Annotated in this window: 17 protein-coding genes; 8 read left to right on the forward strand and 9 right to left on the reverse strand. The window is 65.6% G+C overall.

Annotated features, from left to right (window positions below; translation table 11 throughout):
* Positions 1 to 30: 30 nt before the first annotated feature.
* The 4 genes from AO716_RS05635 to AO716_RS16940 all read right to left on the reverse strand — a co-directional run bounded on the left by AO716_RS05635 (position 31) and on the right by AO716_RS16940 (position 6,038).
* A complete protein-coding gene (locus AO716_RS05635; protein WP_055239983.1) occupies positions 31 to 483 on the reverse strand; it encodes a MarR family winged helix-turn-helix transcriptional regulator in 453 nt (150 codons plus the stop codon).
* Between the two features lie 42 nt (positions 484 to 525).
* Positions 526 to 795: a hypothetical protein gene (locus tag AO716_RS05640; protein WP_152969873.1), complete on the reverse strand. Its 270-nt coding sequence runs from the start codon at positions 793 to 795 to the stop codon at positions 526 to 528.
* Positions 796 to 987: 192 nt separating this feature from the next.
* Positions 988 to 4,284: a DEAD/DEAH box helicase gene (locus AO716_RS05645; protein ID WP_055239985.1), complete on the reverse strand. Its 3,297-nt coding sequence runs from the start codon at positions 4,282 to 4,284 to the stop codon at positions 988 to 990.
* Positions 4,285 to 4,463: 179 nt separating this feature from the next.
* Positions 4,464 to 6,038, reverse strand: coding sequence for a sulfite exporter TauE/SafE family protein (locus AO716_RS16940; RefSeq protein WP_200907594.1), 1,575 nt, complete (start codon positions 6,036 to 6,038; stop codon positions 4,464 to 4,466).
* Positions 6,039 to 6,166: 128 nt separating this feature from the next.
* Here AO716_RS16940 and AO716_RS05655 point away from each other — a divergent pair, with 128 nt between their 5' ends.
* Entirely contained in the window at positions 6,167 to 6,775 is a 609-nt protein-coding gene (locus AO716_RS05655; protein WP_055239986.1) for a rhodanese-like domain-containing protein, read from the forward strand.
* Positions 6,772 to 7,533: a sulfite exporter TauE/SafE family protein gene (locus tag AO716_RS05660; protein WP_082413349.1), complete on the forward strand. Its 762-nt coding sequence runs from the start codon at positions 6,772 to 6,774 to the stop codon at positions 7,531 to 7,533. Before AO716_RS05655 ends, AO716_RS05660 begins: the two co-directional genes overlap by 4 nt.
* A gap of 160 nt (positions 7,534 to 7,693) precedes the next feature.
* Here AO716_RS05660 and AO716_RS05665 read toward each other — a convergent pair whose 3' ends face one another.
* Both AO716_RS05665 and AO716_RS05670 read right to left on the reverse strand, forming a co-directional pair.
* Entirely contained in the window at positions 7,694 to 9,085 is a 1,392-nt protein-coding gene (locus tag AO716_RS05665; RefSeq protein WP_055239987.1) for an MBL fold metallo-hydrolase, read from the reverse strand.
* Positions 9,086 to 9,186: 101 nt separating this feature from the next.
* On the reverse strand, positions 9,187 to 10,434 hold the full coding sequence (locus AO716_RS05670; protein WP_055239988.1) for an NAD(P)/FAD-dependent oxidoreductase: 1,248 nt from the start codon (positions 10,432 to 10,434) through the stop codon (positions 9,187 to 9,189).
* Between the two features lie 97 nt (positions 10,435 to 10,531).
* On the opposite strand from AO716_RS05670, the gene AO716_RS05675 reads away from it, so the two are divergent.
* The 5 genes from AO716_RS05675 (at position 10,532) to AO716_RS05695 (ending at position 15,065) form a co-directional block, all read left to right on the forward strand.
* On the forward strand, positions 10,532 to 11,041 hold the full coding sequence (locus AO716_RS05675; RefSeq protein WP_055239989.1) for an Lrp/AsnC family transcriptional regulator: 510 nt from the start codon (positions 10,532 to 10,534) through the stop codon (positions 11,039 to 11,041).
* 125 nt (positions 11,042 to 11,166) lie between these two features.
* Positions 11,167 to 11,694, forward strand: a complete 528-nt coding sequence (locus tag AO716_RS05680; protein WP_055239990.1) for a gluconokinase — start codon at positions 11,167 to 11,169, stop codon at positions 11,692 to 11,694.
* A 65-nt stretch (positions 11,695 to 11,759) separates the two neighbouring features.
* Complete coding sequence (locus AO716_RS05685; protein WP_055239991.1) at positions 11,760 to 13,163, forward strand: GntP family permease; 1,404 nt, start codon at positions 11,760 to 11,762, stop codon at positions 13,161 to 13,163.
* A gap of 94 nt (positions 13,164 to 13,257) precedes the next feature.
* Positions 13,258 to 14,019 (forward strand): SDR family oxidoreductase, encoded by a 762-nt coding sequence (locus AO716_RS05690; RefSeq protein ID WP_055240108.1) that lies wholly within the window; start codon positions 13,258 to 13,260, stop codon positions 14,017 to 14,019.
* An 11-nt stretch (positions 14,020 to 14,030) separates the two neighbouring features.
* The gene (locus AO716_RS05695; protein WP_055239992.1) at positions 14,031 to 15,065 is read left to right on the forward strand and encodes an L-idonate 5-dehydrogenase; all 1,035 of its coding nucleotides are present in this window, start codon (positions 14,031 to 14,033) and stop codon (positions 15,063 to 15,065) included.
* Between the two features lie 22 nt (positions 15,066 to 15,087).
* Here the strand turns inward: AO716_RS05695 and AO716_RS17680 are convergent, their stop codons facing one another.
* The 3 genes from AO716_RS17680 to ppk2 form a co-directional block, all read right to left on the reverse strand.
* A complete protein-coding gene (locus tag AO716_RS17680; protein ID WP_235472011.1) occupies positions 15,088 to 16,848 on the reverse strand; it encodes an HNH endonuclease signature motif containing protein in 1,761 nt (586 codons plus the stop codon).
* 470 nt (positions 16,849 to 17,318) lie between these two features.
* Positions 17,319 to 18,068, reverse strand: coding sequence for a FadR/GntR family transcriptional regulator (locus AO716_RS05705; protein WP_055239994.1), 750 nt, complete (start codon positions 18,066 to 18,068; stop codon positions 17,319 to 17,321).
* Between the two features lie 48 nt (positions 18,069 to 18,116).
* Positions 18,117 to 19,157, reverse strand: coding sequence for a polyphosphate kinase 2 (gene ppk2 / locus AO716_RS05710; protein ID WP_055239995.1), 1,041 nt, complete (start codon positions 19,155 to 19,157; stop codon positions 18,117 to 18,119).
* Between the two features lie 140 nt (positions 19,158 to 19,297).
* On the opposite strand from ppk2, the gene AO716_RS05715 reads away from it, so the two are divergent.
* The gene (locus tag AO716_RS05715) at positions 19,298 to 20,197 is read left to right on the forward strand and encodes a GmrSD restriction endonuclease domain-containing protein (protein WP_055239996.1); all 900 of its coding nucleotides are present in this window, start codon (positions 19,298 to 19,300) and stop codon (positions 20,195 to 20,197) included.
* Positions 20,198 to 20,272 lie beyond the last annotated feature (75 nt).

The raw sequence follows: 20,272 nt of genomic DNA on the forward strand, positions 1-20,272 counted from the left end.
CATGAGCGGACCCGACCGCGGGACGGCCGGTTACATTCCAGGCGTGTCCTGGGTGTCCGGGCCGTCCTTCCAGCCCAGGTTGGCGGCCATCCGCTGCATTACGGAAACCAGCGCCGTGTACTCTTCCTCCGAAACATCAACGGTCAGCTGCTCCCGGATGCGCTCGACGGCGCCGCGGAGGTTCTCCAGGCTGCGCGTCCCCAGGTCTGTCAGTGCGTACTCCTGCTCACGCAGTTCCACCCAGCCGCTTTCGGCGAGTTCTTCGATCATCTCAGCGGAGGTCCCGGCTTCCACCGTGGGAAAGAAGGGTTTGAGCTGATCGGAGAGCTCCTTCTCGCTGGCGGGCCCGTTGGTGAGCAGATTCATCATCTGCCACTGCCTGCGGGTGACGCCGTGTTCCTCAAAACTTGCGCCGAACTGCTCATCGACCAGCTGGTCCAGCAGTTTGAGCCAAAAGCCTATGGGACGTTCCTGGGTAGCCATCCACCCACTGTACAAACCGGGACCGGTGCTGGGAATGGCTCCCTAGAGGCGGGCCTGCATTCCGCAGGAAGGGCAGGGGCCGGAACGGGCCAGCTCCACGCACACCACGCAGACCGGCAGGTGGGCGTTGTCGCTGCGCAGCGGCCGGTTGGGCATGGTTTTGCCGCAGTACGGCTTGGGGCGCCTGGCATGCTGCATAGCCCGGCGCTTGCAGGGGGTGCAGAAGACGTGCACCAGCTCGTCGCTGTCTTCAGGGGGCGTTTCGGCGGGACGGACGTCCGCGTTCGGACGGATGGCTTCTTTGAGACTCAAGTCTGTCTTTTCCTTGCTGGTCTTCGGGTGCCGGCCCGGGTCCGGCAACATTCCCAAAATACCCATTTCTACAAGGGGTAGAAATTCTGGCGGAAGCCGCACAAGCGCGGAAATCCGCGGATGCCGGGTGAAACGCTGTGCAGGAATTCACTGCTGAATGTGGCGTGGGCGGAGTTCGGGCTGATCCGGCGGTTACTGCAGGAGTTCCCGGATGTCCTCAGCCGTCAGGGCGGAACTGAACACTGCGTCGTCGTCCAGTACGGATGAGAACAGTGCGGCCTTCTGCTCCTTGAGTGCCATGACTTTTTCCTCGATGGTTCCGCGGGCCACCATCCGGTAGACCATCACCGAACGGGTCTGTCCGATGCGGTGCGTGCGGTCCACGGCCTGCGCTTCCGTGGCCGGGTTCCACCAGGGGTCCAGGAGGAAGACGTAGTCGGCTTCAGTTAGGTTCAGCCCGAAACCGCCCGCTTTCAGGCTGATCAAAAAGACCGGGGCCTGGCCGTCCTTGAAGGCGGCGATGACCTCAGCGCGGTTCCGGGTGGAGCCGTCCAGGTAGGTGTAGGTGATTCCGGCGTCGTCCAGCCGCTGGGCAGCCAGTTTCAGGAAGGACGTGAATTGGCTGAACACCAGCGCCCGGTGCCCTTCAGCGGTGACGTCCTGGAGCTGTTCGAGCAGGGCATCGAGCTTGGCGGAGGGGACCCCTGCGTTTTCCGGGTCCACCAGCGAGGCGTCCAAGCTGAGCATCCGCAGCAGGGTCAGCGACCGGAACACGATCATCCGGTTCCGGTCCATGTCCTCAATCAGGCCCATCAGCTTCTGCCGCTCGCGCTGCAGATGCGTCTCATAGATCTTGCGGTGCTTCGGGGTGAGGTCCACCTCCAGCACCTGCTCCTGCTTGGCAGGCAGATCCGAAGCGACTGCTTCCTTGGTGCGGCGCAGCATCAGCGGCTTGATCCGGCGGCGCAGCTTTCCCAACTGGGCCATGTCCTGGGACTTCTCGATCCGGCGCTGGTACTCCTCGGCGAACCGCCGGGCGGACGGGAAGAGTCCCGGCGCCACGATTGCGAACATGGACCAGAGCTCCATCAGGTTGTTCTCCATTGGAGTTCCCGTAATGGCAAGTTTGAAGGGAGCCGGCAGGTCCCTGGCGCACTGGTTGGCCCGGGTGGTGCGGTTCTTCACGAACTGGGCTTCATCCAGGATCAGCCCATCCCACTCCTGGGTCCGGTAGGCAGCGAAGTCGAGCCGGAACACCGCATAGGACGTCACCACAATGTCCGCACCGTCGATCAGGTCGCCCAGCTTGCGGCGGGACTTGTTGCTTGTGTCCGGGATCGAGACGGCACGCAGGCCCGGGGTAAACCTGGCAGCTTCGGAAATCCAGTTCGGTACCACTGAGGTGGGGGCAACCACCAGGAACGGCCGGCGGGGCCCGTTCCCTGCTGGTCCGGCCAGCTGCACTTCCCGGGCGCGGGCAATGAGCGCCAGCGTCTGCAGGGTCTTGCCCAGTCCCATGTCATCAGCCAGGACACCCCCGAGCCCGTGCTCCCAGAGGAAGGACAGCCAGTTATAGCCCTGAACCTGATAGGGTCTCAGCTCTGCCCGCAGTCCCGCCGGCAGTGGGGCAGGTTCCACGGATTCGAGTTCCAGCAGCCCGCTGACCGCGGTGCGCCACGCTGCTGCCTGCTCGGTTTCCTCCGCCAGTTCCTCCAGCTCAGCCCAGAGTCCGGCCTGGTACCTGCTGATACCCAGCTCTCCGGTGTCCCACTCCTGCAGGGCCTGGGCTTCTTCGATCAGGGCATGCAGCCGTTCAAATTCGGGCCGGTCCAGGGACAGGTAGGTGTTGTCCACAAGTTTGATCTTGGTCTTGCCCTTGGCGATGGCCTTGAATACGTCGGCAAAGGCGACCTGCCGGCCTTCGACCGTGATCATCACCGCCAGGTCGAACCAGTCCCGGCGTTCGGTTTCAACGGTGGTGATCTTCAGCTGCGGAGCGGACGTCAGCTCCCGGTAGTCCGGCCGTTCACCCAGGATGTCCACGCGGATGCCGTCCGCTTTCTGCAGCTTCGGCAGGGTGTACTCACTGAACTCGGCGGTTTCGATCTCGTGCAGCACGGTGTTGCGCGGCGCAGACCCCAGCACCTGCCGTGCCGTTTCCAGAAGCTCGGTCTCCGCTCCCACGTCCCGCGCGGCCGGGTCTGACGGGGAGGGGCGCGTATCCAGGGCAATCCGGATGGAGGTGGTTCCCTGCCGGTATTCGTATTCCCAGCCCAGGGCCAGCTCGTCCTCCGGCTGGAAGGCGGCAGTCAGGACCAGGACCGGCGGCTCAACCTCCGGGAACTGGACCGATTCGTCGCTGCTGGTCACCGGGAGCACCTGGCGCAGCTTCGGATAGAACTTCTCCAGGAACAGGCCGGTGTCTGATTCCGGGATGGTCACCGGGGCGTTGCCGGCCAGCAGTGTCCGGTCCTGTTCCGTCAGGGTCCGCGGGCTCGGTGCCAGCAGGATCATGCCGCTGGCGGCCCGGACATACAGGCCGTGGCTTCCGATGATGCCGGCAGTATCCAGCGGGTAGGACTGTCCGTCGATTTCCAGGCTGGGCAGCAGCTGCAGCGGGCCGTGCTCCTGCGCCGCAGAGCGGACATCGAGGGCAAGTATGGCTTCGGAGCCGACGTGCACCGTGACGTCCTTTTTGGTGCCGACGAACTCCACGCCCAGCCGCCGGGCTTCGCTAAGCAGCTGCCACAACAGGGGGTTGGCGAAGTCGTCCAGGTAGAGCCATGAGTCGTTCTGGCCGAAATAGCTCACGCCGTTGGACCGGTGCAGGGCAGGGAACTGGGAAAACCAGCGGTGCTGCTCCGGATCCAGCTTCAGTCCGTAGGTCTGATAGGCCAGGTTCGTCCACGCCAGGTTGTTCTTGACCCAGGCGCCGCGGGCATTGCGGACCACCGGCCGGACTCCCAGCCGCCAAGCCGGTGCCCGGACAGTCCGTCGGGATGCTGGCGGCCCCCACACTCCGGAGGAACCGCCGTCTCGCCGCCGCAGTTCAAACTGCAGGCCCAGGGGAGTGATTCGGCTGGGTTCGCTGCTGGTGCTGCCCTCCAGCAGGCTTTGCAGGGACGCCTGCCAGGCGGGCACGGCAGGCTGGGCGGAGGCGCTGCGCAGTTCCTGCCGGCCGATGAGGTGCTCGGTGTTGCTCTGCAGGGCCGCGGCAGCCACATGCTTGCAGTCGTACCCCACCGGGCAACTGCAGTGGTTGTCCACCAACCGGTAATCGCCCTGGCGTTTGGCTTCGAGGACCAGCATGGTGCTGTAAGGGGTGCTGGCATGGCCGCGGACCCGGGCACGCAGGACATGGCCGGCGCCGTCCCAGTCCAGGGATTCGACGGACCCTCCCTTGGCATAACCCTGGCCCCGCTGGAACGCGGAACCACCCACCACTCGGATGATGTCGGTGACATCGATCAGGGGCATGGTGTCGGGCATGGTTTTATCGTCTCACGCAGTCCTGACACGCTAGGCCGTTCGTCATAACTGCAGGTCAGGGGAGGTGGTGACGTCGGTTTGGCCTTTTGGTTCCCTAAACAGGTAGCATCACCTGTAACGCAGATCACAAAGGCGTGATCTGCGTGCAACGCTTGGATCACCGCCGGAAAACCCCGGGATCACCCTCCGCCGGCACAGGCCGAGCGAACAAAACCGTACACCGCAGCCGTGAACTCTGCCGGCGGTTCAAGCCGCAGCTGCCCGTTCCGTGTGGCCGCGATTCCCACCTCCAGCGGAAACCTCGTTCCGGCCTTGTCCTCCGCCAGTCCATGCGCGTCGCAGCGGGCCGGTACCGTCTGCAGCTGAATCACCGATGGCTCATCGGCAGCGTCCACTTCGATTTCCCGGGGCCACGGCTGCCCCGGCGCCTCGCTGAGCAGTGTCGTCGAGCCGATCCTCACATTGACCATGCCCGAGCCGCCGCTGGGAGTTACCAGAATGCGGACGACGGCGGTGCGGCCGTCCGCTGCAACCTCCAGTTCCGGTGCCAGGGCAAAGGAGGCGACGGCGTCGACCTCCTGCTGCAGACAGTCCTGCCCGTGTGCCTGGGCGACGGTTCGGTAGGGGTCGGCTGCGGGAATAATGAGTTCCCCCGCAGCCCCCTCCACTTCGGTCTCCAAGTCCAGGCGGACGGCGGCGTCGAAGCCTGGTCCGTTATTGCTGCATGCCGCCTCCGGCAGTTCAACCGGCAGTGCCACACGGCCGCCGGGACGGAGCGTGGTGGCATCGCCGTCGGCGGGAGTCCATGGCGCGGGGCTGGAGTAGGCGGCGGTTTCCAGCTGGGCTGCGGTGATCACCATATCCGTCCCCGTGTTGTTCTCCACCAGCACATTCAGGCTCCGTTCCCCGAAGCTCAGCCTGCTCGCGGCGAGGCTGGCGCTGGCTGCAGGTGGGTCTTCCGGTGCCTCGGGAGCCTGTGCGGGCAGCAGCGCCGGTACGGTCTGGACGAGGACACCGAGGGCAACGGTGAAGATCACGGCCGCGAAAATACGGCTGACCACCGTCTGGTTGAGCCGGTGCGCCAGCCGCGCCGCCGCGAGTGAGGCGGCCATCGCCATGGCGGCGAAGCTCAGGGCCAGGGACCAGTCGATGGCCAGGCCATCCAGGTGCGCCGCGAATCCCGACGCTGAATTGACGGCGATGATCACCAGCGAGGTGCCGACGGCGCGGGCCATGGGCACGCCCAGCAGCAGGGTCAGCGCCGGAATGATCAGGAAACCGCCGCCTACCCCGAGCATCCCCGTGAGGAACCCGACCATCAGTCCCACCGGAATGCCGCGCAGCGCCAGTCCACCCCAGCTGCCGTTCTCCGCGGGCCGCACTGGGGAAGCAGGGTTCCGGGCGCTCGCCAGCATCCGTATCCCGGCGATGATCATGATCAGGGCAAAGCACAGCATCAGCCAGTCAGGGTTCAGCAGTTCTCCCACTGCAGCCCCGGCCCAGGATGCCGGGACGCCCGGCACAGCGATCATCAGCACCAGTGGCCAGCTCACCTCCCGGCGCAGCCGCGGCACTGCGCCGGCCAGCGATGCCAGTCCGACGACGATCAGCGAGGTGGGTACGGCATCTTCCGGGTCCAGTCCCACCACATAAACCAGGGCGGGCACGGCAATGATGGCGCCGCCCGCGCCGACCAGGCCCACGACGGCGCCAACCACCAGTCCCACTGCCAGGCCGAGCAGCACCGTCTCCATGGAGCAACATTCCCAGATTGCGGCGGCGGGGCATAGAGGTGGCCCCATATACCCCCGGGGGTGTTTTGCATACCCCCATGGGTATATGGGATTGTTGAAGTTCCCCCACCTCCTCCGAAAGGACCCCCATGACTGCGAACACCCCCGCGGCCGTAACCTCCGTTGATGCGCAGACCCTCCGCACCTGGATGAAGGACCCGGACGACCTGATCGTCATCGACGTCCGTTTCGCCGCAGAGTTCGAAGCCATGCACATCCGCGGTTCCTACAACGTGCCGCTTCCGCTGCTGTCCGAGCACACCGATGAACTCGCCGAGCGCCTGGGCAAGCGCGTTGTGCTCGTCTGCCAGTCCGGCACCCGTGCCGAGCAGGCCCGCACCCGCCTTGGCAGTGCCGGCATCGGTTCGGCGCACGTCCTGACCGGCGGCGTCCCCGCCTTCGCAGCGGCCGGCGGCGACGTCGTCCGCGGCCAGAAGCGCTGGGACCTCGAACGCCAGGTGCGCATGGTGGCCGGCTCCGCCGTCGTTCTGGGCCTGGCCGGCGGACGTTTTGTCTCGCCGAAACTCCGCGTGCTCGCCGGCGGCATCGGCGCCGGCCTGACCTTCTCCGCTGCAACCAACTCCTGCGCCATGGGCGCGGCGCTGGCCAGGATGCCGTGGAACAAGACTGCTTCCGAGCCGACGCGTGAGTCGGCCATCCAGTCGCTGCCCAAGCAGGGCGGACCCGCAGCCTCATGACCCCCACCCTGGTGCTGGTGCTCAGCCTGTCCCTGCTGATCGGACTGTCGCTTGGCCTGCTGGGCGGCGGCGGTTCGATCCTGACTGTGCCGATCCTGGTTTACGTCGCCGGGTTCGGCGCCAAGGAAGCAATCGCATCCTCATTGTTCGTGGTGGGCGTGACCTCTGCGGTCAGCGTGATCGGCCATGCCCGCAACGGCCGTGTGCGCTGGCGGACCGGACTGATCTTCGGTGCCGCCGGCATGGCCGGAGCGTTCGTGGGGGGCCTGCTGGGCAGCCGCATTCCTTCCGTGGTGCTGATGATCGCGTTCTCGCTCATGATGATCGCGACGTCGATCGCCATGCTCCGCGGCCGGCGCAAGGCCGACCCGGACAAGGCTTACTCCGACTTGCCGATCCTTCGCATCCTTGCCGACGGTGCCGTTGTTGGCCTGGTGACCGGCCTGGTTGGCGCCGGCGGCGGGTTCCTGGTGGTGCCCGCCCTGGCCCTGCTCGGCGGCATGCCGATGGCGATCGCTGTGGGTACCTCGCTGGTGGTGATTGCCATGAAATCCTTCGCTGGCCTGGCCGGATACCTGACCACCGTGCAGATCGACTGGAGCGTGACCCTGGCTGTCACGGCCATGGCGATTGTCGGCTCCCTCATCGGTGCCAAACTGGTCGGCCGGATTCCCGAGGCCGCCCTGCGGAAGGCCTTCGGCTGGTTTGTGCTGGCGATGGGTGGGTTCGTCCTGGCCCAGGAAATCCTGGGCATGTAACAACGCGGCGTCGAGGACAAAAACACCCGGCTGGGTTTACCAGCCGGGTGTTTTTGTGTGCTTGCTTCCGGTGCCGGTGCCGGTGCCGGTGCCGGGGCGTGGGTGCGGTACATGGAGAACCCCGGCCCGCGAGAAGCGGACCGGGGTTCTTTCGCTGGTGCTACGAAGCGTGCGCGGCAGCCCAGGCGGGGTAGGCACCTTCGAGCTCGACGACGTCGTACCCGGCGTTGCGCAGGGCGTGGCCGACGATCGAGCTGCGCATGCCGCTGGCGCAGTACGCCACGATCTTGCCTTCGGAAGGCAGTTCGTCCAGGTTCCACAGGGCGCGTCCGCCGTGCAGCTGGTGCGAGCCCGGGATGTTGCCGGCCGCGTGCTCGGTGCGGGCGCGGACGTCGAGCACCATCGCTGCGTCGAACGAATCAAGGTCCGTGGCGGAGATGGTGGCCGGTGCGGCCTGCGGGAGTCCCTCCAGGCTGGTGACGAACCCGGCGACGTCGTCAATGCCGACGCGTGCCAGCGAATCGCGGACGGCGTGGGCCTGGTCCTGGTCTGCGGTGAGCAGGATCAGCGGACGCGTGCGTTCGGACTCGGGGTCCACGGCCCAGGCGCCGAAGCTGGCGGTCTTGCCGCCGGCGGGGATGTGCAGGGCGCCGGGGACCGTGCCCTCGTGCAGTTCGGGAACGCTGCGGGTGTCCACAAAGGTGGCTACGCGGGTCTCGAGCCTGGTCACGACGTCGGCGGCCGGGATTTCAGCCAGCGGTTCGCGCGGGCCCATCACTGCCGGACCCTGCTTGTTCTGCTTCTTCATCCGGGCGAAGTAGGCGTGGGCCTCGGGCTGGCCGTCGAGGAGTTCGTTGATGAAGCCCTGCTCATCATTGGCCGCGAGGTAGGGGCCCCACCAGGCGTAGAGGCGCTCGTAGCCCACGGTGGAGGAGGGGATGGCGCCCAGCGCCTTGCCGCAGGCGCTGCCCGCGCCGTGGCCGGGGTGGACCTGAACGTAGTCGGGCAGGGTGAGGAACTTGTCCCGCAGACTGGCGAACATCTGCCGGGCGCCTTCGAAACGGGTATCGACGCCGCCGGCTGCTTCATCGAGCAGGTCGGGACGGCCGAGGTCACCGGCGAACACGAAGTCGCCGGAAAGCAGGTAGCCGGCCTGATCGGTGAACGCACCGTCGGTGACCAGGTAGGAGAGATGCTCGGGGGTGTGGCCCGGGGTGTGGAGGGCCTTGATGGTGAGGTTGCCGATCGTGATGGCATCGCCGTCGTACATCCGGGTGCCGTCGAAACCGTACTGCCAGTCAGCTCCGCCTTCGCCGGAGATGTAGATCTGTGCGCCGGTGGCGGCGGCCAGTTCGCGCGTGCCGGAGAGGTAGTCGGCGTGGATGTGGGTCTCGGTCACCGCGGTGATCTTCATGCCGTTCGCAGCAGCGAGTTCAAGGTAGGGGGCGACGTCGCGGCGGGCGTCGACGACGATCGCCTCGCCCAGGCGCTGGCAGCCGATGAAGTAGCTGGCCTGTGCCAGGTCCTCGTCGTAGATGCGTTCGATAAGCATGGGTACTCCTTTGGGGGATCGGGGTACCTCCACGGTAATACCCCCTAGGGTATAAATCCAAATACCCAAGGGGGTATATCCGCTGACGTGATCGGGTGCGCCTAGCGCAGGGGATCGAACGGCCGGATTTCCTCCGGAACTGCGCCGGTGGTGATTTGCTCGGCGAGGAGCTTTCCGGTGGCTGGGCCCAGGACGATTCCCCACATTCCGTGGCCGCCGGCTACATAGACTCCCGGAGCCCTGGTGGCGCCCACCAGTGGAAGGCCGTCCGGCGTGACCGGCCGCGGGCCAACCCAGATGTCCTCCAGGTCATCCAGGTCCATGTTGGTGAACAGCGGACGCACCGAGGCGAGGATCGCGTCAATGCGCCCCGTCTGCAGCGGCTCATCCGGCCCGCGGAACTCCATGGTTCCGGCGATCCGCAGCCTGCCCTGGTAGGGGGTGCAGGCCACCCGGCGTGCCGGGAAGTAGATGGGGAATTCGGCAGGCTGGTCAGTTGCCACGCTGAAGGAGTAGCCGCGGCCGGCCTGTACCAGCGTCTTCACGCCCAATGGCCGCGCCAGGCGGGGGAGCCAGGCGCCTGTGGCGAGGACAACGACGTCGGCCGTCACCGGTTCCTGCGCGTACGTTTCCACCGCGATGCCATGGGGGCCGTGCCGCAGTGACTGCACTTCGGCACCCGTAAGGATTCGGCCGCCCCGGGACTGGACGGCTTCCGCGAGGGCCTGCACGAACGGGCCGGGCTCAATAAAGCGCTGGCCTTCCATGGCGAACACTGATTCAACGTTGCCGGAGAGCTGGGGGACCTTCAGCTGGGCGTCCTGGAGCCGGTTTAGCGGAACGGACTGCCCGGCCTTCTCCACGTGGTGGATCTCCTGGATGAACGGCGCACTCTGGGCATCCTTCTCAAACCCGATGATGAACGGGCCCTTGTGTGTGGAGGCCTGGACCCCGGCGGCCGTCAGTTCGTCAAAGGCTTCAAGTGCCATCCTGTCGATCGGTGTCAGTGCGGACATGGTGCGGGCCCAGGCGCGCGGGGTGGCATGGGCGGCGAAACGCAGCAGGAAGGAGAACAGCTGTGGGTCCAGCCGGGCCGGAATGTGCAGGGGTGCCGAGGGGTCCAGCAGTGCCTTGGCGCCGTAGCTCCAGAGCGACGGGTCCGAAAGCGGCATGGCCATGCCCGGCGTCAGCCAGCCCGCATTTCCCCAGGATGCTCCGGCGCCGATCCCGGAGCGGTCCAGGACGGTGACCTCTACTCCGCGTTCCTGCAGGTGCCAGGCGGTGGAGAGGCCCACCATTCCTGCTCCAACAACGACGGCGGTGCGGGGTGCTTCGGCGCGGGGGTACATGGCGGCTCCTTAACGTGGTCAGTCTTGCGGCCATCGTCGAATAATCCACGTCGTGAGAGCAATGGTTTTGCAGGAGATTCTGTATAGGCTCCGCGTTATGAGTGAAGATTCGATAATCGGAGTTTCCGTAGGGGCTGGACCGAAGGAACGGCGGGTGCTGGATCCGGTTGACCGGAGGATCTTGGAGCTGCTCCGCTCCGATGCGCGGATGCCCAACAATGCGGTTGCGGCCGCCGTCGGCATTGCTCCTTCCACCTGCCATGGCCGAATCCGGGCGCTGCAGGAGCAAGGCGTGATCCGGGGTTTCCATGCAGACGTGGATCCCGCGGCTACCGGACGTGGCCTGCAGGCAATGATCGCCATCCGGCTGCACGCCCACGCACGTTCAAACCTGGCCACCTTCAAGGACTATCTCGCGCAGCTGCCGGGTGTGGAGAGCATCTTTTTCGTCACCGGGGACCGGGACTTCCTCATCCATGTGGCGCTCGCTGACTCCGGGGCGCTCCGGGACCTGGTAGCAAACAACATCAGCGTTCATCCCGAGGTTGCGGGTACCAACACCAGCGTGATCTTCGAGTATGTATCCGTGCAACAGTCTGTCCGCTAGTGTGCTGCACTCGGTACCCGTCCGGGGCCGTGGATGATGTGCTACTTTTGACCTGATAAATCTGATTTATTAGTGGTCCATGCCATAGCAAATCAGATGTAATGGAGCGTCTGAGGAGTTTGGCCATGCCATTGGCGAACAATCTTTATCCCCCGCTGGTCGTTATGGGCGTCCAGGGATCGGGCAAATCCACCGCGGGCCAGGCGATTGCCGCCGAACTCGGAATGCCGTTCCTTGACGGAGACGACCTGCACCCCGCCAGCAACAAAGCCAAGATGGCATCAGGCCATCCGCTGACTGACGAGGACCGCGAACCCTGGCTGCGTGCCATCGGCCGCGAGCTCGAAGCAGGACTGCAGAACGGCACCGCCACCGTGGTTGCCTGTTCGGCACTGAAACGGAAGTACCGGGACCTCATCCGGTCCTACGCTCCGACCGTCGAGTTCGTCCACCTTGAGGGATCCCGCGAGCTGATCGCTGAGCGGCTTTCCCGGCGCGACCACGAGTACATGCCGCCGAGTCTCCTCGACTCCCAGTTCGAAACCCTTGAACCACTCGGCGAGGACGAGGCCGGAATCCGGCTGAGCATCACGCTGAGCCTCGACGAAATTGCCGCTGGTGCGGCAGCCGCAGTCGGACCCGCCGGGCGTTAGCCCGGACTTTCCCCACTGAGTTACTTACCCCACCAAGTCACTCTCACCATCCTGATAGGACAACGATGACCGATCTTGAGCTCAACTGGACGCTGGGTACTCCCGGCCTCCTGCTGATCGCCGTCGCAGCAATTGCCCTGCTGCTCGTGATGATCATGAAATTCCGTATCCACGCCTTCCTGGCGCTGATCCTGGTCAGCCTCCTGACCGCGGTTGCGACAGGCGTGCAGGCCGGGGACATTGTCCCCACCATGCTCAGCGGCTTCAGTTCCACGCTCGGAACCGTGGCGCTTTTGGTGGGCCTCGGCGCCATGCTGGGCCGCATGCTGGAGGTTTCCGGCGGCGCTGAAGTGCTGACCAATGCGCTGATCAACAAGTTCGGCCAGAAGCGCGCCTCGCTGGCACTCTCGGTGGCCTCGCTGCTGTTCGGTTTCCCGATCTTCTTCGACGCCGGCCTTGTGGTCATGCTGCCGATCATCTTCACCGTTGCCCGCCGCATGGGCGGATCGCTGCTGACCTATGCCTTCCCTGCAGCCGCGGCTTTCTCCGCCATGCACATCTTCGTTCCGCCGCATCCCGGCCCCGTGGCCGCCACCGGCCTGCTGGGCGCCGACGTCGGACTGGTCCTGATCTTCGGCCTGATCGTCGCAATTCCCACCTGGTACCTCGCCGGTTACCTGTTCGGCCACTTCCTGGGCCGCAAGTTCAACATCCCGGTGCCGTCCATCCTCGATGCGCCCAAGGGTTCGGTCGAGTCCGAGTTCCGCTCCTCGCCCAGCCTGGGCACCATCATTACGCTGCTGCTGCTCCCGTTCGTCCTGATCTTCCTGAACACCGGCCTGAACATGGCTGCCGCCGCCGACCTCGTTTCCCTTGACGACACCTGGGTGCAGATCCTGCGCATGCTCGGTGAAACTCCGGTTGCCCTGCTGATCACCGTCTTCCTTGCCATGTGGCTGCTCGGCCGCCGCCAGGGCAAGAAGGGCACCCTGATCGAAACCGTGGTTGACTCCGCGCTCGGCCCGGTCTGCTCCATCATCCTCATCACCGGTGCCGGTGGCATGTTCGGCGGCGTCCTGCGCGCCAGCGGCATCGGCAACGCGATTGCGGATTCGCTGGACGCTGTCGGTCTGCCGGTTATCGTCGCCGGCTTCGTGATCGCTGCGATCGTCCGTGTTGCGCAGGGTTCGGCCACCGTTGCCCTGACGACCGCCGCTGCCCTGGTGCAGCCCGTGGTCCTGGACAACCCCGACTTCAACGCGGTACAGACCGTGGCGATCGTGCTGGCACTCGCTGCCGGTTCCGTCTTCGCCGGCCACGTCAACGACTCCGGCTTCTGGCTGGTCAGCCGGTTCTTCCAGATGGACACCAAGACCACGCTGAAGACCTGGACCGTTGGCCAGGCGCTGATCGGCGTCGTCGGGTTCGTCCTGGCGCTGGCGATTTACCTGGTCGCGTCCGGGTTCTAGTACATCCATCCGGCCGGGAGCAGCTCTGTTCCCGGCCGTTTTGGTACCCGGATTCACCGGGTGCCGGAGAGGAGCCGCAGTTTTGGCTGCCAACATGTTTGATATTTCCGGGCGGATTGCCCTGGTCACCGGATCCAGCCGGGGCATTGGCAACGCGATTGCCCGCGGGCTCGCAGGTGCGGGCGCCGTCGTCGTGCTCAATGGCCTGGATGCCGACCGGCTGGAAGGAGCGCGGGCTGCGCTGGCCGCGGAGTTTGGAGAGGACCGCGTCTTCGCGCGCCGGTTCGACGTCACCGACGCTGTTGCGGCGGCCGACGGCGTGGCCTGGGTAGAGCGCGAAATCGGTCCGCTGGACATCCTGGTCAACAACGCCGGTGTGCAGCACCGTGTGCCGATGCTGGAGCTCGACGTCGAGGACTGGGAACGCGTGATGCGTACCAACCTGACCAGCGCGTTCCTGGTGGGGCGTGAAGCTGCCCGGCACATGATTCCGCGCGGGCGGGGCAAGATCATCAACATCGCCTCGGTGCAGGCGGATCTGGCACGGCCTACCATCGCTCCGTACACGGCATCCAAGGGCGGTATCCGGAACCTGACCCGTGCGATGACGGCGGAATGGGCTGCCGAAGGGCTGCAGGTCAACGCGATCGCCCCGGGGTACATCCACACCGAGATGACCCAGAACCTGGTCGACGACGAGGCCTTCAACTCCTGGATCCTCGGCCGTACTCCGGCCCGACGGTGGGGGAGCGTGGAGGACATCGTCGGTCCGGCGATCTGGCTGGCATCGGATGCGTCGAACTTCGTCAACGGTCAGGTCGTCTTCATTGACGGCGGCATGACCACAGTGGTGTGAAAGGCAGGACCATGGAGATTCTTGGAGTAGTAGCGCACGGTGCGGGTGACCTGCGGGTTGAACCCGTTGAGCTGGATGCCCCGGCCGCCGATGAGGCCGTTGTGGAGATCGCGTACGGCGGAGTGTGCGGGTCCGACCTGCACTACTGGCAGCACGGCGCTGCCGGTGAGTCGGTTCTGAAGGCTCCGATGCTTCTGGGCCACGAGGTTGTGGGGCGGGTTGTCCGCGCTGCCGCTGACGGATCCGGGCCTGCTGAGGGTGCCGCTGTGGCGGTTCATCCGGCGACTCCCGGTCCCGGTGACGGGTCCCGGTATCCCGAGGACCGGCCGAACCTTTCTCCCGGTTGCACTTATCTGGGCAGCGCAGCCCGGTTCCCTCACACCGAGGGTGCTTTTGCCCGCTTCGTGAACCTTCCGACCAGGATGCTGCGGGTGCTGCCGGAGACGCTTCCGATGCGCCGTGCCGCGCTGATCGAGCCTGCGGCGGTGGCCTGGCATGCGGTTTCGCGTGCCGGCGATGTGCGGGGGAAACGGGTATTGGTCACCGGGTCCGGTCCGATTGGTGCGCTCATCACTGCGGTGCTGAAGACCCGGGGCGCTGCAGAGATCATTACGACGGATATGCACGAGTTCCCGCTGCAGACCGCTCGCGCGGTTGGAGCGTCGCGGAGCCTGCTCGCAACCGACGCGGAAGCGATTGCGGCTGTGGATGCCGACATCTGCTTTGAGTCGTCGGGAAGCTACCGGGGCCTGATGTCTGCCGTTCAGGGTGCGACGCGTGGCGGACGCGTGGTCATGGTGGGTCTGCTGCCGTCGGGCGAACAGCCTGCGCTGATTTCCCTGGCAATTACACGGGAACTCGAGCTGGTTGGTTCCTTCCGGTTCAACGACGAGATCGACGAGGTGATCGCTGCCCTGGCCGACGGCAGCCTGCAGATCGATCCGGTTATCACCCACGAGTTCGCTGTAGAGGATGCACTGGAGGCCTTTGCGGTCGCGAAGGATGCTTCGGTGAGCAGCAAGGTGCTGCTGCGCTTCGGCGAGTGACGGCGGCGGCAGCGGCATAATCTCAGCCGCTTTCCCCGGTGGTGGTGCTCGCGCAAGTGGCGATGTCCCCGCTGCCGGGGAGAGCCGGCGAGGCGGATATGTAAGCGTGCCCGGTGGGCGTGGTGATGCGGACCTTGTGCCGTGGCTGGGGTGGCTGGGGTACTGCTTCTGGCGGCCGAGGCGGCCGTTGCGGTTGTTCTGCCTGTCGCGGCTGGAGGGTGGTGGAGTTCCAGCCGGGTGCTTGCTTGGCGTGGTTGCAGGCTTCGCAGAGTCCCTGCCCGTTGGTGTAGGTGGTGGGGCCGCCCTGTGCGTGGGGCTGGATGTGGTCGATGTGGCGGATCGGTGCATCGCACCAGGGTGTGCGGCAGGTTTGGTCCCGGGTACGGATGAGTCTGGCCAGCCCGGGCGGAAACGCCCGTGCCCGGGATTCCATCGCCGCCAGCTCGCCCGAGACCGGGTCCAGGTACAGCCGCCGCAGCGTCACCACATCCGCCGGTTCCGGACCACCCGGCCTGCCTGTCTGGGGACTGTTGCCGGGCCCGGGTGCGGTCTGGTGCGAACTGTTGCTGTTTCCTGGTGCGGTCTGGTGGTGACTGTGGTTAGTTCCGAGTGCGGTCTGGGAACTGTTGCCATTTCTGGGTGGGCTCTGGGGACTGTTGCTGCTTCCTGGCGGGGCCTGGGGACTGCCGCGTCCTAGCGGGCTGCGAGGACTGCTGCTGTTTCTCTGGGTACTGCTGCCGCTTCCGAGCGGGCTGCGAGGGATGTTGTTGTGTCCTGGCGGGTTGGTCAGGGCTTTGCTGATCAGTTCCCTGGCCCAGTACCCCGGAACGGTCCCGTAGCCGGGGAAGTATGCCGGCTCGTCCGGCCCTGACCGCCGGAACAAGGACCGGTCCGTGATAACCAGCTGCACCTCTACCGGTACCCGGTCTGCACTGCCCTGCCCGGTGACGCGTTCAACCAGGGTGTCGGCCATGATCTGACCGCGCCCGCGCTCATCCCCTGAGGCCCGCAACCCATCCGCTGCCCGGGACAACGCGGCATACACGGCCACACCCTGCGCGACGGGCAGCAGAGCGCTCAGATAGGACATGGTGTCCGGGGCCGGGCGGCAGGACACGTACCGGTCTGCCACGGCCTTGGCATTGCGCTTCACCTGGGAAGCCTGATCCAGGGCCTGGGTAACCGTCCGGATCCGGGCGATCAACCTGCGGTCACCCAGCCCTTCGAGCTTGTCCGGGTCCTTGCAGATCAGCTCATCAACCCGGGCACGGTCTTCCAGGTCCAGACACGCGGTTTCCCGGACCAGCAGGGTGGCACGCCATTCACTGAGCACCCCGGCCGACAAGGCCGCCAGGGTATAAGGCATCTCGTGGACCAGCGCCTTGCCAAAGCCCAGATGCCGGGCGCCCCGGTGCGGTGAGTCCCTGCGGGCCAGAGCGACCTGCGCTCCGATCCCACGGCCCAGCTGATCGGCCGGCACCCCGGCACGGGACTGCGCGCGTCTCTGCGAAGCATCAAACGCTGCCGCGGCTCGTGCCTGCACACCCGCAGCAGCTGACTTCAACTCCTCCAACACCCGCATCAAATCAACAAGGTCGGAGTCGGCGATCTCAGTGGCGATGTCCGCTTCGTGCACGGGATCCTGCAGGTAATGCAGCCAAGCAGTGACGTTCTCACGGAGCGAGTTCGTTGCGGGAGACGAAACAGGGAGGGGGTGGTCACGGCGACCAGGAGTGAGAGGTTGCCCGGCATCGCTCAGCGACGGCCCGGTCTGGTCGGGCATAGCCGTGGATCGGCCTTTGACGGGCAGCCGCGGATCGAAGCTGCAGTTCTCGGTGCCCTCTAGGCTCTGGGAGCGCCGGTGCAGACTCGGCGAGGCGCCTGTTGATGTCGGTGCCGCAATCGGAGGCACTGCTTCCATTTCCAACATGCCCACACGCTATAAATGCACGGCTCCCGCGTGGCCAGTAGTTCCAGCGCATGTGGATAAGGATTTCTGCGCGCCGAGAGATGCCATGGCTGTCGAGGAATAGAGGGCTGGGCTGACGGGCTCGAGTTGCTGCCGCTGCTGCTGCCGCTGCCGCATCGCGCCCGCATCGCCGCTGCCGCTGCCGCTGCCGCATCGCGCCCGCATCGCCGCTGCCGCCGGGCTACCGTGCCGCAGACAGCAACCCCCGTCAGCCCGCTCCCGCGGCGTTCCCGGCGTTCCCGACGTCCCCGACGTTCCCGACGTTCCCGACGTCCGCCGTCGAACTACCCCTCCACAGCCCCCGGCTGCCGCTCTGGCTGCGTGAAGATCCTCGGCTCATCCCGCCAGACACCCTCGACCTCAGACTTTGTCCGGCGCATGATCTGGTCCATGGCTTCGCGTGCGGCGTCGGGGTTGCCGGCCTGGATGGCGTTCGCGACGTCGACGTGCCACTGCAGCGCCTCCTCGTGCGGACGGGACGGCATCAAACCGTAGTCGGTGCGGCCCCGCAGCACCTCGGCGATCATGGACTGCATCTGTGCGAACATCTCGTTCCCCGAGGCGGCCAGAACCAGGGCGTGATAGTGAATGTCGAGCTCCAGGAACTGCTGCAGATCACCGGCCCGCCCCACCGCACGCATCTTTGCGGCAACGGCCATCAGCTCTGCAGCCATGTCCTCGGGTGCGTGTTCGGCGGCCAGTTCGGCTGCGGCAGGCTCGACGGCGGAACGGAGCTCGGTCAGCGAGCGCAGCTGCGCACCCTTGCCGGGGACTGAGGCAAGCCGCCAGCGCACGATGTACGGGTCAAAAACGTTCCAGGATGTCTCCGGCAGCACGCGGATCCCGACCCGTTTGACCGTCTCCACCAACCCCAGGGACTGCAGCACCCGGACAGCTTCACGGGCAACGGAGCGGGATACGTTCAGCTCGGTCTCGAGCTGTTCCGAGAGCATGGTGTCTCCGGGCTTCAGCTCCCCGGAAACGACCCGCCGCCCCAAAGACTCGATAACCAGGCTGTGCAGGCGCGAACTCATGCGGGTCTCGGGGTTGAAGTCACCGTTTCATCATAGGCAGTTCCGGGCTCAGGGCTGGGGTTTGACTACCGGAAACAGTCCGTCGGGTTCCTCGCCTTCCTCGTAGTGGCTGGCGGCCGGACCAACAATCAGCGGGTCCGGAGCATGCGCGACCCGGCGGTCCTTGTTGGGGTAATCCACACTGTCGAGGACAAATCGCATGGCTTCGAGGCGGGCCCGTTTCTTGTCGTTGGACTTCACCACTGTCCATGGCGCATCTCCGGTGTCCGTGTAGAAGAACATGGCTTCCTTGGCCTGGGTGTAGTCATCCCACTTATCCAGGCTGGCAAGGTCGGTGGGGGAGAGCTTCCACTGCTTGACCGGATCTGTTTCCCTCGCGGCAAACCGGGCCAGCTGCTCGGCGCGGCCAACGGAGAACCAGAGCTTGCGCAGCAGTACCCCTGAATTCACGAGCATGCGTTCCAGTTCGGGAACCTCCCGCATGAATTCCAGGTACTGGGCCGGCGTGCAGTAGTTCATCACGCGTTCGACGCCGGCACGGTTGTACCAGGACCGGTCCATCATCACGATCTCCCCGCCGCTGGGCAGCCGGGCGATGTAGCGCTGGAAGTACCACTGCGTGCGTTCCTGGTCGCTGGGCTTTTCGAGCGCCACCACCCGAGATCCGCGGGGATTCAGATGCTCATTGAACCGCTTGATGGCACCGCCCTTGCCGGCAGCGTCACGGCCTTCGAAGATGATGAGCATCTTCTGCCCGGTGTCCTTGACCCACAGCTGCATCTTCAGCAGCTCGATCTGCAGTTGCCGTTTCTGCCGTTCGTAGCTTCGGCGGCTGAGTTTCTTGGTGTATGGATAGTTGTGCCGCCAGGCAGCGTCGTCGCCCTTGTCCCGAACCTTGGCGGTCTTTGAATCAAGTTCCCCGAGCTCATCAAGCTCTGCCGCGTAGTCCTCCGCGACCGAGACCCGGCTTTTCCCGCCGTCGGATGAGGCTTGGCGTTCGGTGAGTTCTTCCGCAAGCTCATCCTCTGCCTTCCCAATGCGGGCAGAGGTTTTAGTGCCTGACTGTGAGCCGTTCTTACCCGTGGCCATGTGCATCTCCTTGCGACGGCTTTGACCCGAATCTACGCGGCCCAAGGCGCCCAGCGGAAGGGTGGCGCTTGGAAGGGCCAGGCTCGGGACCCCGCGAGCCTGCACGGGAACGGCATTCGGGGCACGGATAATTAGGGGCGATGAAACACCTGCGCTCCGCCCTGCTGTCCCTTGCCGTCCTCCCCGTAAGTCTCTTCGGAACTGCCTGCGTCCCCCAGGAGACGGATTCGGCAGCACAGCTGCCGGCCTCACCGGCCGCTTCTTCCTCAATAACAGAGCCACAGGCCGGAACGGCGCTGGAACAGCTGAGCGGGATTCCCATCAAGGGCCGCGCTCCAAAGACCGGTTACAGCCGCGAAGAGTTCGGGCCCGCCTGGGCGGACGTGGACCATAACGGCTGCGACACCCGGAACGATATTCTTGCCCGCGACCTGACAAATGAGACCTTCAAACCCGGCACCAAGGACTGCGTTGTCGCATCAGGAACCTTCGTTGATCCCTACACCGGGAGCACCATCAGCTTCGTGCGTGGAAACACTACGAGCACGGCCGTGCAGATCGACCACGTTGTAGCGCTCTCGGACGCGTGGCAAAAGGGCGCCCAGCAGCTCTCGGCGGAGGAACGCCGCCAGCTGGCCAACGATCCGCTGAACCTCTTTGCCGCTGACGGCCCGGCGAACGGCGCCAAATCGGATTCCGACGCCGCCACCTGGCTGCCGCCGAACAAGGCCTTCCGCTGCGAGTATGTCGCGCGCCAGACTGCGGTCAAGGCGGAGTACCGGCTGTGGATGACGCAGGCAGAACACGATGCCATCGCCTCTGTCCTTGCCTCCTGCCCGGACGAACCCGTTCCGGTCCGCGAGGGAACAGCTTCCCGGGCTGTCGGTCCGGCACCGGAGGCTGCCGTATCCAGTACGACGCCGGTGTACGCCAACTGTGCGGCCGTCAAGGCTGCCGGGGCAGCACCAATCCGTCCGGGAGATCCCGGCTGGGATCCGAAGTTCGACGGCGACGGCGACGGAATCGGCTGCACGTCCTGACCGGATTTCGGGTCATGGAAACCAACAGGTGAACCTGCGGACAAAACCTGTCCGCGATGCGTTTCAATCCGGACT

Source organism: Arthrobacter sp. Edens01, from assembly GCF_001307035.1.
GTDB lineage: Bacteria > Actinomycetota > Actinomycetes > Actinomycetales > Micrococcaceae > Arthrobacter_B.